Raw genomic sequence first — 11,334 nt, forward strand, 5'->3', positions numbered from 1 at the left:
TCGGCGATCCGGAGGCGGTGGGTCATGAACTGGATGACGCTGCGGTGCCCGGTCTTACGGGGTAGGTCACGTTCGGTGGCTTCGACGACCTGACGGTCCCCGGCGAAACTCAGTCGCGCGATCGCCCTTTCGGTCTCTGCCGCGACGTCGACCAGTTCGGCATCCGAGCACTGCGTCAGGTCGACGGTCTGCAGCTCGTCGATGAGGGAGTGGAGCTGATCGATGAGTGCGGCGGCCTCGGAAGGCGAGACTGCGGCAGCCTCGGGCCGTGAGATGTCTGACATGGTCGCGGCACCCCCCGGAAACCAGTGATCGAATACATGTGGCACTCTTGACGGTTCTGTGGGTGCTTTCCGGTGCGCCTAAAGGGCGCAACGCCCTGTCTCACATAAGGTTTGGTTTGCGAAGACTAAACCGAGGAGCAGGGCGTTGCGTGGTACCAGACTACTGCAGAAGTTACTGAAGATCGAGCACCTGGTGGTGCTCGACGTTGCCTTTGAAGACGATGATGACGGCCGGCTATTAGTTGTCTCGGTGCGTGCACATCGCGCACAAAGCTCGCGGTGCCCGCACTGCCGACGGCGCCGGCCGGGCTATGACCGTGGGACCCAACCCCGGCGTTGGCGGCATCTCGACCTGGGCGGAACACGCTGCTACCTGCAGGGATATGTTCACCGCGTGGACTGCGCACACCATGGCGTGGTCACTGAGCACGTGCCATGGGCACGGCCCGCCGCCAAGATGACCCGAGCCTTCGACGACACGGTCGCCTGGCTTGCTGCGCACAGCCCGGCCTCAGCGGTGTGTGAGTACATGCGGGTCTCGTGGCGTACGGTACAGCGCATCATCGCTCGTGTCGTCGCCGATCACACCGGACGCACCGATCGGCTGAATGGCTTGCGCAGGATCGGGATCGATGAGATCGCCTATCGGAAGGGCCGACGCTATATGACGGTGATCATCGATCACGACACCGGAAGATTGGTGTGGGCACGCGAGGGGGCAACCAAGAAGACTCTTCGCCAGTTCTTCGACGAGCTCGGCGTCACACGCAGCGCAGAGCTGACCCACGTGAGTGCCGACGCAGGTCAATACATCGAAACTGTTGTCGCAGAACGTGTTCCCGACGCTATCCGATGCATGGATCCGTTTCATGTCGTCCAGTGGGCGACGCGGGCCGTGGACCGGTGCCGCAGCCGAGTCCTCCACCGTGTCCGCGGACTCTCGAACACCGATCGTCGGCATCTGAGATGGGCGTTGTTGAAGAACCCCGAAAACCTCACGCCAGCTCAACAGCGGACATGCGAGCTGGTCGTCAAACGCGCCAATAGCGAACTCGCCCGCGCCTACCAGCTGAAAGAGGAACTCCGCCACATCGTCACCGGGACCCATTCTGGTGCGTGGCGACGGCTCGAACTCTGGCTGCATCGGGCAGAACACAGTCGAATCATCGAATTCGTCGGTCTATCAAAATCGGTACGACAGCAGCAGGTCCAGATCTACAACTCGGTTGTCGTGGGCTTATCGAACGCCCGGGCCGAAGCCACCAACACCCACCTGAGAGCGCTGACCAAACGAGCCTACGGATTTCACTCCCCAGAAGCTCTCACAGCCATGGCCACCCTCACCCGAGGCGGTGCATGTCCCGTTCTGCCGCACCAATAGTGGCCCACGAAAACGTCAAGAGGGGGATACATGTTCGACTCTACCCGCGAATCCCCTGTTGTGCAACGAATCTCGAAGTCCACTCATCGGCTCGGCACTGTCGGTGGTGTCTGGTAGATGAGCCCGGACTGCCTGGCGGGAGAGCTACCGACCCATGATCAGCAAGGCGATCGACGACGTGACCCCGGCCAGGAAGCCGATGAGCAGGCCCCACACGATCCAGCGCCATACGAGGCGGTAGCGGAACTCCCAGAGGGTCCAGCCGAGGCCGCCGGCGACGACGAGCACCGCGGCGATGCCGAGGAACTTCAGGATGCCACCGATCAGTTCGTAGATCCCGACGAGCACGAACGCCCCGAAGAGTGCACAGACGGCGGATACGACGATGCCGAGCGCCCAGGGCGTGGGCTCGGTGTGCCCCACCCACGGAGTGGGCTCGCCATTCCGATCGAACGGTTCGGGAGTGTTCACTCCCCCATCGTGCCCGACCGGACACGCTCGTAGAACGCGACGGCCGCGGCTGTCGCAACGTTGAGCGAGTCGGTTCCGCGACTCATCGGGATGCGGGCCTTCACATCCGTCGACGCCATCGCCGACGCGGTGAGGCCGGGCCCTTCGGCGCCCACCAGGAATCCGATCTTCTCGGCGTCGACCGCCTCGGCGAGGGTCACCGCGTCGGGGTCCGGGGTCATCGAGACGAGACGGAAGTCGCGGGAACGCAGTTCGTCGAGACCACGGGGCCACTCGTCGAACTTCGCGAACGGCACCAGCAGGGCATGACCCATCGAGACGCGCACGCAACGCCGGTACAACGGGTCGGCGCAGCCCTGACCGAACAGGACGGCATCGACGCCCAGGCCGGCGGCGTTGCGGAAGATCGAGCCGATGTTCTCGTGATCGTTGACGCCTTCGAGGATCGCCACGGTGCGAGCGGTCTCGACGATGTCCGGCACCGAGAGCACCTCGGGGCGTCGCGCGACGGCGAGGACGCCGCGGTTGAGATGGAACCCGACGATCTCGGCCATCACCTCGGCCGAGGCCCGGAAGAACGGGACACCCGACAGCGACGGGTCGCGCAGATCGTCGTCGAGTTCCTTCAGACGCTTGTCGACGCCGAGAAGGGCGTGGGCGGCGAACCTCGAGGCGATCATGCGCTGCGCGACGAGCACGCCTTCGGCGATGACCAAACCGCGTCCCGGGCGTCCGCCGGGCAGAACCGGGAGGTCGGGTCGGCGGTCCACCGAGTTGAGGTCACGGAAGTCCTCGACCCGGGGATCCTGCGGGTCGTCGATGTCGATCACTTCCACTGCGAGCCCGGGCACCGGAACAGTGTGCCACCCGGGCCGTACGTGACCTGCGACACCCGTTCGAACACCCGATGAGTACCCCGGCCCCGCCGATGTGGAAATCTTGAACTCGTGACCAACAGCGTCTCGACCCCGACGTCACGTCTGTCCCTCCAGCGCGCCACCGACGCCGACTGGGACGACATCATCACCACCGATGCCCGTGCATTCGCCATGCGCAATCCACTGCCCGACGACGAGCGCGCCGACCTTCGCGGCAAGGTCGCCGACGACGACATCGTCCTGGTGCGCGACACCGGCCTCCCGTCGAAGCCGCTCGTCGGGGTGTCGATGTTCTACCGGATGTCGATGTCGTTACCCGGCGCCGGTGTGGCCGACGCCGCCGGACTGTCGTGGGTGTCCGTGGCGTCGACGCATCGTCGTCGTGGAATCCTGCGCACGATGCTGACCGAGCTGTTCGGGCAGTGGGAGGCCGAGAACTACACGTTCGCGATCCTGACCGCGAGTGAGGGCACCATCTACGAACGCTTCGGGTTCGGTCCGGCGTGCTTCTCCAACACCGTGTCGATCACGCCCGGTCATGCACCGATGCGCGGCGATCAGCCGAAGGACGCGACCGTGCGCTTCGCCGACGTCGACGAGATCGCCGCTGCCGTACCCGATCTCCATGCACGCTGGACGCTCACCACCCCCGGCGCGCTCACCCGGACCCCCGCCTGGTGGGCCCCGATCCTCGCCGACCGGCCGTCGGAGCGTCCGCTGCCCGCGAGCGGACTGCATTACCTGCTGCACGACGACGGCTACGCCAGTTACCGCATCTACAAGAACGAGAACGGCGGCGTACGGGGCGAGGTGAACGAGGTCTTCGCCGTCACCGACGACGCCCACTCCGACCTGTGGCGGGTGCTGACCAACCTCGACCTGATCCCGTCACTGACCGCGACCATCCCGGTCGACGACCCGTTGCGCCACAAGCTGATCAACGCGCGAGATGTGTCGATCACCGGCCTGCGCGACGAGATGTGGCTACGCATCCTCGACATCCCGGCCGCGCTGGGATCGCGGAAGTACGCCGCCGACCTCGATGCCGTCATCGAGGTCACCGACGAGTTCCGTGGTCACGGAGGGGTTTTCACGGTGTCCGCGCGCGGCGGCGACGCGATCGTCGCGCCGGCGGCCGAAACCGCAACGCCCACAGTGAAGATGGACACCTCGGTACTGTCGAGCATCTATCTCGGCGGCACACGACCGTCGGCCTTCGCGGCGGCCGGCCGGCTCAGCGTCGACTCCCCGACAACGCTTCGAGCTCTGGACCAGGCCTTCACCACCGATCGCGCACCGTTCTCCGGCACGTTCTTCTGACCCTTCGAGACGTCCCTCCGCAAGCTCCAGGACTCCTCAGGGAGCAAAGAGACGTCCCTCCGCAAGCTCCGGGACTCCTCAGGGAGCAGACTAGACCGCCCGGGTGTGCTGCACGTCGGAGTCCGGCTTACCGAGGATCTTGTTGAAGATGATCACGCCCTCGCGCAGGGCGTCCCGTTCGTCCGGCGACAGTTCGCGCAGCCGGTCGCTCAGCCAGGCCTCGCGGGCCGCCAGCTCTTCCTTGATGACCTCCACCCCGTCCTGCGAGAGGGTCACGATGGCCTGACGCCCGTCGGTCGGATGAGGTTCGCGCTTGATCATGCCCAGATCCGACAGCGACGCGATCACCCTCGTCATCGACGGGGGGCGCACCCTCTCAGCCGCGGCGAGAGCACCAGGGGTCATCGGACCTTCGTGGTGCAACGTGTAGAGGGCGGAGAGCTGCGTCAGCGAGACCAGCTTGTTCTCGCGCCGCCCCCTCAGGCGTCGCGCGAGACGTACGACGGCGAGCGACAGGTCGCCGGATAGACTTCCGTCACCATACGGTGAATGCATTACCCCAGAGTAGGGCAGGTATCGACGCCCAGATCCCTAAGCAAAGCAAATTGACCCGGGTGGATGACAAACCGGTCGCAAATTTTGACTACAGGCGTTAGCTGATGAGGTCGGAGATCGGTCCACGAGCGAAGTAGGCGACGAAGACCGCGGCCACCAGCCACAGCAGCGGATGGACCGAGCGTGCCTTGCCGGAGGCGGTGGCCATCACGACCCAGCTGATGAAGCCGATACCGATTCCGTTCGCGATGGAGTACGTGAAGGGCATCGTCACCACGGTCAGGAAGGCCGGCAGCGCGAAGTCGAAACGACGGAAGTCGACTGCCGTCAACTGCCCGATCATCATCGCACCCACCACCACGAGAGCCGGTGCGATCGCCTCGAGCGGGATCACCTCGTAAATCGGGGTGAGGAACATGGCGACCAGGAACAGCACGCCGGTGACGACGTTCGCCAGACCCGTCCGCGCGCCCTCGGCGATACCCGAGGCCGATTCGACGAAGACGGTGTTCGACGACGCCGACGCGGCACCGCCGGCGATGGCGCCGGTCCCCTCGACCACCAGCGCACGGCCGATGCCGGGGAGGTTGCCCTTCTCGTCGGCCAGGCCGGCCTCCTTGCCGAGGCCGGTCATCGTCCCCATCGCATCGAAGAAGTTGGACAGGACGAGAGCGAACACGAACACCGACGCCGCCAGCACACCGATGCGGGTGAACGCGCCGAACAGGTCGACATCTCCGACGAGGCTGAGGTCGGGCAATCCGCCCAGCGCGGTGGGGATGTCGGGCACGGTGAGGCCCCAGCCCGACGGGTTGTCCATGCTGGAGCCGTAGTCGAAGATGCGCTCGAGCACGACCGACAGGACGGTGGTGATCGCGATCCCGATCAGCAGACCGCCCGGGACCTTCCGTACCACCAGGACACCCATGATCAGGACGCCGAGGGCGAAGATCAGCGTCGGGATGGTGGCGATCGAGTTGTCGCTGCCCAGCTGGACCGGAACCGTGGTTCCGGCGGCGTCCGGGATGCGTCTGACGAAGCCGGCGTCGACGAAGCCGATGAACGCGATGAACGCGCCGATGCCGGCGGCGATGGCCGCCTTGAGCTCGGTCGGCACCGCGTTGAACACCGCCGTGCGGAATCCCGTCACCGCCAGCAGCACGATGATGATGCCGTCGACCACGACGAGACCCATCGCCTCCGGCCACGTCACCTCGGGCGCGATCGAGACTGCGAGAAGACTGTTGATTCCGAGACCGGCGGCGATCGCGAACGGATAGTTGGCGACGAGACCGAACAGGATCGACATCACGCCCGCGACCAGTGCGGTGACCGCGGCGACCTGCGCCAGCGGCAGCACGTTGCCGAGCACGTCGGCGTTCTTGTCGCCGCCGGGGATGCCGCCGATGATGATCGGGTTGAGCACCACGATGTAGGCCATCGTGAAGAACGTGACCAGGCCGCCGCGGAACTCGCGGTTGATCGTCGATCCGCGCTCGGAGATCTTGAAGAAACGGTCGAGTCGACCGTTGGGCGTCGTGGACGCAGGGCCTGCGGTGGTCGCGGGGCCGGTGTCGACCGTTGCCGGGCCGGCAACACCTGCGTCGGCCGCAGCGGTCGCCTCCGCGGTCGAGGTGTCGGCGGGTGTCAGGTCGCGGGCCTCACTCGGGACATCTTTGGGCACCTGTGGAAAGCTACCCTTTGTCTCATGGCCGATACAGTCGACGTCCCCGAACTACCGCGCGTGCTGCGTGCTCCCGAGCCGGTGATCGTGGTCGGGATGGTGGCCTGGCTGGTGGCGACGGTGGTCGTCGCGGTCAACGATGTGGGCGGCGGCAACGCACTCCGGATCTGTCTCGTCGGGCTCGGCGTCGGCCTTCTCGGCACCACGATCGTGCTGGTCCAGCGGGCCGGCGTCCGCCGAGGCGCCCGCGGTGCGCAGGAGGGTCTGGACTAGATCGGGTCCGCGATTCCCGACGCGCCGCTGCGGTTCTCCCCTGCGCTCGGACGCCGGAACGGCTTGAGCCGGAGGACGTGACGCAGGACAAATCCGAGCACTGGCCGGATGAACGGCACACCCCACCGCCACGGCAACCAGCCGACCCACCGCGGCGACCCGGCGATCTCCCACGTCACCGTGGCGGTGTCGAGCCGTGCGCCGTCGGTGATGGTGAATCGCTCGGCGAAGTTCTTGATCGCGAACGGCAGCGAGATCCCCGTGCCCACCAGGACGAGTTGCTCGTGCTCGGTGACCGCGGCGAGCCGCTCCTCGACCGACAGGATGGTGCCCGACATCGTCCGCCGCAAGTCGACGGCAACAGCCCCCGCCTCGGCAGTGATCCATCGCGGCCCGGTGAGGAACGGCAGGCTCGAGAGGTACTCGGCCTCGGTGAGCCGCTCCCACACCTCGCGGCGCGACAGCGGCGTCGTCTCCTGCAAGGTGATCGCGAACGACGCCCGGCGATCGATGTAGTCGTCGACCTCGTCGAGCGCGAGCTCCCGCACCGCGAACCGGCCGGGGTTGCCGGCCAGCCCATGCAGGACGAACAGCGCGATGAGCCCGAGCACGCCGAGCACCACCAACACCCCGAGAACGATCAGCAGGATCGTCGCTGCACTCACCCAGGCCCCCAATCAGGTTTCATATATGACTACCAGAGCGCACGGTGTCGACGCGAGCGAATCCGGGACGGGCACCCGGCGCATGGACAGTCCGCTGGCGCCGCGCCGACAGCGCCGTACCCACGATGCCCGAGGCCCAACCACGGGGAACCCTCTGATCAACCGACCCGACGCCCACGGGAGAGCCATCCAAGGTCAGCTCACGAAGAGGACCTAGGCCGGGTCGTCGACCGGGCGCAGGGCTTGTCGCCCGGTTGCCCCGATGCCTAGGGCCACCACCGCGAGGGCGAGCAGCGCGATGGGCAGGGTCGCGAAGGTGGCGATGGCCCCGACCATCAGCGGCCCGCCGGCGTCACCCACCTCGCGGCCGAGTTCGGCGTTGCCCATCGTGCGACCCATCCGCTCGTCGGGCGTCGAGTCGGCGAGGTGGGCAAAGGCCAACGGCGTGACACCGCCGACCGTCATCCCGATCGCCGCGGCTGCGACGAGCAATGTCGCGGCGTGGGGCACGAACGCGACGAGTATCAGTGCGGCCGCGCCGACGGCCATCCCGGCCAGGGCTCCGGTTCGGATGGTCACCCGGCCTTCGTCCCGATACCGCCCGACCATCGGCTGGACGACGGCGGACACCAGGGCGAGAACCGCGACCGCCGCCGCGCCGACGAACGACGGCAGACCCTCGCGCGAGGCCAGTAGCGGTAGGAAGCCCACGGCGACACCGAGAATCGCGGTCGTGGTCGCGAGCAGCATCGTGGGGATGAGGAAGCCGCGTTCGGTCGTCTGACGGGCCAGGTCGGCGAGGGTGTATCGCTGCCGGGGCAGCACGGGCGGCGCGGGCAATGCGACGGCCACCCAGACGGCGGCGGCGAGACCGAGGACCGCGAGTGCCGCGTACAGCGACCGAATCCCGCCCAGGTACACGAGTCCGACGCCGAGCAGGGGTCCGAACACATAGCCCAGGCTCTTCCACGCGCCGTACCGACCGAAGTAGTGCCCCAATCGTTCTCGTCCCGCCAGGCGGGCCACCGCCGCCGACGAAGCGGGCGAGAACGCGGACGCCGCGGCGCCCTGCCCGAGCCGGGCGAGCGCGAGAGCCAGCGGCGTCGCGGTCGCCACGCCGATCAACGACGCCACCGCGAAGGCGATCAGCCCGCCGAGGATCACCGGTTTGGCCCCGATGCGATCGCTCAGAGCCCCGAACAGCGGTTTGAGAACCACCTCGGCGAGGTCGTACAACGCGAGCACCAGGCCCAGGCCCAGCAGCGACAGTCCGATGTCGTCGCTTTCGGAACCGAGAACCGTCGCGACGCCGTGCGCGCCGAATGCCGTGGTGAAACCCGCGAGGTACAGGGGCGCGATCGAACGCGGCGAGGCCGTCACGAGTTCACTGTAGAGGCCCGCTACGGCGGGTCGTCCCGGCCGGTCAGCCGGCGACGATCTCGTTCAGGCGTTTGCCGATGATGCCCACCGCGTAACCCAGTCGTTCGAACTCCTTGTTGGTGGTCTGCCCGTGGTAGTAGCGGTAGTAGATCTGTTGCGCGATGACGACGGCCCGGAAGAGTCCGAACGCCTCGTACCACCGCCACCGCTCCGCCGACATCTCGAAACCCATACGCTCGCAGTATCGTTCGACGAACTCCGCACGCGTGATCATCCCCGGCAGGTTCGTCGGGACGCGGCGCATGAGCTGTAGGTCGTCGGGATCGTCGGCCTGGATCCAGTACGCCATCGACCCCGCGACATCCATCAGCGGATCACCCAGCGTGGCCATCTCCCAGTCCAGGATGCCGATGACCTTCGTCGGGTCATCCTTGTCGAGCACCACGTTGTCGAGCTTGAAGTCGTTGTGGATGATGCAGTTCGCCACATCGTCGGGCTGGTTGTCGGCCAGCCACGCCATCGCCGCCTCGAAATCGGGCACGTCGTCGGTGTGCGCGTTGCGGAACCGGGCGGTCCAGCCGTCGACCTGGCGCCGGACGTAGCCGAGTCCCTTCCCGAGGTCGCCGAGACCGGTCTTCGCCGGGTCGACCGAATGCACCTCGACGAGCGTGTCGATGAAGTTGAAGCAGAGTTGCCGTGCCTGATCGCCGTCGAGCGGGACGTCGGCGGGCCACTCCTTGCGCGGGATGACGCCGTCGATGCGACCCATGACGTAGAAGTCGGCGCCGAGGACCGAATCGTCGTCGCAGAAGGCGACCATCGGTGCGATGTACCGGATAACCCCGGAGAGTTCGGACTGGATGCGGTACTCGCGGCGCATGTCATGCGCGCCGCGCGCCTTGGTACCGCGCGGGGCCCGGCGCAGGATCAGGTCCCGCGTCGGGTACCGCAGCAGGTAGGTGAGATTGGAAGCGCCACCGGCGAATTGCCGCACCTCGGGCACCGCGTCGAGGCCCTCGACGTCCGGCGCCGCGGTCCGCAGCCACGAGGCCACCGCCTCGACGTCGAACGCGTCCTCGTCCCGCACCTCGCGCGCCTCGGTCACCTGGTCAGCCATCGTGGGAAGTCACCCTTCTCGTTCGTGAATGTGTGTGGGCGGGCCGCGGTCAGCGGTACTTACCGAGTTCCAGGCGGGCAACGACGTTGCGGTGCACCTCATCCGGACCGTCGGCCAGGCGCAGCGAACGTGCACCGACCCAGGCCTGCGCGAGCGGGAAGTCGTCGGTGAGGCCGGCACCGCCGTGGAGCTGGATGGCCATGTCGATGACGGACAGGGCCATGTTCGGGACCTCGACCTTGATCTCGCTAACCGCGGACAATGCCTCCCGCGACATGCCCTGGTCGAGCAGCCAGGCGGCGTGGTGGACCAGCAGGCGCGAGCGGTTGATCGCGATGCGGGCATCGGCGATCCGTTCGCTGTTACCACCGAGCCGGGCCAGTTGCTTACCGAACGCCTCCCGCGAGAGTGCCCGGCGGACACCGAGTTCCAGTGCGCGTTCGGCCAGGCCGATCGCTCGCATGCAGTGATGCACACGTCCCGGGCCGAGGCGACCCTGGGCGATCTCGAAGGCGCGGCCCGGTCCCAGGAGGATGTTCGACGCCGGGACGCGGACGTCGGTGAAGGACACCTCGCCGTGGCCGAACGGCTCGTCGAAATAGCCCATGGTGGTGAGCATCCGGTCGATCGTGACGCCGGGCGTGTCGGTCGGGATGAGGACCATGGTGTGGCGCGACTTGCGGTCGGCCTCGGCGTCGGTGACGCCCATGAAGATCAGGACCTTGCAGTCGGGGTGCCCGACACCGGTGGAGAACCACTTGGTGCCGTTGATGACCACGTCGTCACCGTCGAGCACGGCCGACGCGGCCATGTTGGTGGCATCCGAGGAGGCAACCGCCGGCTCGGTCATGCAGAAGGCGCTGCGGATGTCGGCGCGCAGCAGCGGTTCCAGCCAGCGCTCCCGCTGCTCCTCGGAGCCGTACCGAAGCAGAACTTCCATGTTTCCGGTGTCGGGGGCGTTGCAGTTGAAGATGACCGGCGACAGCGCCGACGATCCCATCGCCTCGGCGATCGGGGCGTAGTCGACGTTGGACAGGCCCTCTCCCCCGTCGGTCCCGAAGTCGGCGGCGTAGCGACCGGCGTGCGCAGCGGGCAGGAAGAGGTTCCACAGGCCCTCAGAACGCGCCTTCGCCTGCAGTTCGGCGATGATCGGCGACGGCGTCCAAGGATCGCCGTCCCCGTCGCGCCGTTCCTTGATGTCCTGGTGGATCCGGGATTCGACGGGTTCGATCTCGTTGGTGACGAACGCCCGCACTCGCTCGGTGAGCTCGGCGGACCGTGGGGACGGAGAGAAATCCATTCCCCGACCGTATCGCGGAGGAGCCC

General features: G+C 67.0%; 11 protein-coding genes and 1 pseudogene. 3 read left to right on the plus strand and 9 right to left on the minus strand.

Annotated features, from left to right (window positions below):
• Window positions 1-284 (minus strand): annotated as a pseudogene (locus NWF34_RS16455) (HNH endonuclease); the annotation flags it as partial.
• Window positions 285-429: 145 nt separating this feature from the next.
• On the opposite strand from NWF34_RS16455, the gene NWF34_RS16460 reads away from it, so the two are divergent.
• Window positions 430-1,665, plus strand: coding sequence for an ISL3 family transposase (locus NWF34_RS16460; protein ID WP_191834435.1), 1,236 nt, complete (start codon window positions 430-432; stop codon window positions 1,663-1,665).
• 144 nt (window positions 1,666-1,809) lie between these two features.
• Here NWF34_RS16460 and NWF34_RS16465 read toward each other — a convergent pair whose 3' ends face one another.
• A complete protein-coding gene (locus tag NWF34_RS16465; RefSeq protein WP_258325521.1) occupies window positions 1,810-2,136 on the minus strand; it encodes a DUF2537 domain-containing protein in 327 nt (108 codons plus the stop codon).
• Window positions 2,133-2,987 (minus strand): RNA methyltransferase, encoded by an 855-nt coding sequence (locus NWF34_RS16470; RefSeq protein WP_258325522.1) that lies wholly within the window; start codon window positions 2,985-2,987, stop codon window positions 2,133-2,135. The genes NWF34_RS16465 and NWF34_RS16470 overlap by 4 nt, the downstream gene beginning before the upstream one ends.
• 96 nt (window positions 2,988-3,083) lie before the next feature.
• Between NWF34_RS16470 and NWF34_RS16475 the strand changes: the two genes are divergently transcribed.
• A complete protein-coding gene (locus NWF34_RS16475) occupies window positions 3,084-4,334 on the plus strand; it encodes a GNAT family N-acetyltransferase (protein ID WP_258325523.1) in 1,251 nt (416 codons plus the stop codon).
• Window positions 4,335-4,424: 90 nt separating this feature from the next.
• On the opposite strand, the gene NWF34_RS16480 is transcribed toward NWF34_RS16475, so the two are convergent.
• Together NWF34_RS16480 and NWF34_RS16485 are read right to left on the minus strand one after the other, a co-directional pair.
• Window positions 4,425-4,889: a MarR family winged helix-turn-helix transcriptional regulator gene (locus tag NWF34_RS16480; protein WP_238064203.1), complete on the minus strand. Its 465-nt coding sequence runs from the start codon at window positions 4,887-4,889 to the stop codon at window positions 4,425-4,427.
• A gap of 97 nt (window positions 4,890-4,986) precedes the next feature.
• Window positions 4,987-6,573, minus strand: a complete 1,587-nt coding sequence (locus tag NWF34_RS16485) for an NCS2 family permease (protein ID WP_258325524.1) — start codon at window positions 6,571-6,573, stop codon at window positions 4,987-4,989.
• A gap of 24 nt (window positions 6,574-6,597) precedes the next feature.
• Here NWF34_RS16485 and NWF34_RS16490 point away from each other — a divergent pair, with 24 nt between their 5' ends.
• Window positions 6,598-6,846 carry a DUF2530 domain-containing protein gene (locus NWF34_RS16490; RefSeq protein WP_006360672.1) on the plus strand — a complete coding sequence of 83 codons (249 nt, stop codon included), beginning with the start codon at window positions 6,598-6,600 and terminating at the stop codon, window positions 6,844-6,846.
• Here NWF34_RS16490 and NWF34_RS16495 read toward each other — a convergent pair.
• The 4 genes from NWF34_RS16495 to NWF34_RS16510 all read right to left on the minus strand — a co-directional run bounded on the left by NWF34_RS16495 (window position 6,843) and on the right by NWF34_RS16510 (window position 11,308).
• The gene (locus tag NWF34_RS16495) at window positions 6,843-7,511 is read right to left on the minus strand and encodes a hypothetical protein (protein ID WP_258325525.1); all 669 of its coding nucleotides are present in this window, start codon (window positions 7,509-7,511) and stop codon (window positions 6,843-6,845) included. The two genes, NWF34_RS16490 and NWF34_RS16495, sit on opposite strands and share 4 nt — an antisense overlap.
• 213 nt (window positions 7,512-7,724) lie before the next feature.
• A complete protein-coding gene (locus NWF34_RS16500; RefSeq protein WP_258325526.1) occupies window positions 7,725-8,891 on the minus strand; it encodes an MFS transporter in 1,167 nt (388 codons plus the stop codon).
• A 43-nt stretch (window positions 8,892-8,934) separates the two neighbouring features.
• Entirely contained in the window at window positions 8,935-10,008 is a 1,074-nt protein-coding gene (locus NWF34_RS16505; protein WP_258325527.1) for a phosphotransferase family protein, read from the minus strand.
• Window positions 10,009-10,057: 49 nt separating this feature from the next.
• Window positions 10,058-11,308, minus strand: coding sequence for an acyl-CoA dehydrogenase family protein (locus NWF34_RS16510; protein WP_258325528.1), 1,251 nt, complete (start codon window positions 11,306-11,308; stop codon window positions 10,058-10,060).
• Window positions 11,309-11,334 lie beyond the last annotated feature (26 nt).

Origin of the sequence: Gordonia sp. GONU (assembly GCF_024733855.1) — a bacterium.
Classification (GTDB): domain Bacteria; phylum Actinomycetota; class Actinomycetes; order Mycobacteriales; family Mycobacteriaceae; genus Gordonia; species Gordonia amicalis.

Bases quoted from the DNA above. Each gene is read 5' to 3' on its own strand.
- NWF34_RS16480 (WP_238064203.1), bottom strand. From the start codon at position 4,889: ATGCATTCACCGTATGGTGACGGAAGTCTATCCGGCGACCTGTCGCTC.
- NWF34_RS16490 (WP_006360672.1), top strand. From the start codon at position 6,598: ATGGCCGATACAGTCGACGTCCCCGAACTACCGCGCGTGCTGCGTGCT.
- NWF34_RS16505 (WP_258325527.1), bottom strand. From the start codon at position 10,008: ATGGCTGACCAGGTGACCGAGGCGCGCGAGGTGCGGGACGAGGACGCG.
- NWF34_RS16510 (WP_258325528.1), bottom strand. From the start codon at position 11,308: ATGGATTTCTCTCCGTCCCCACGGTCCGCCGAGCTCACCGAGCGAGTG.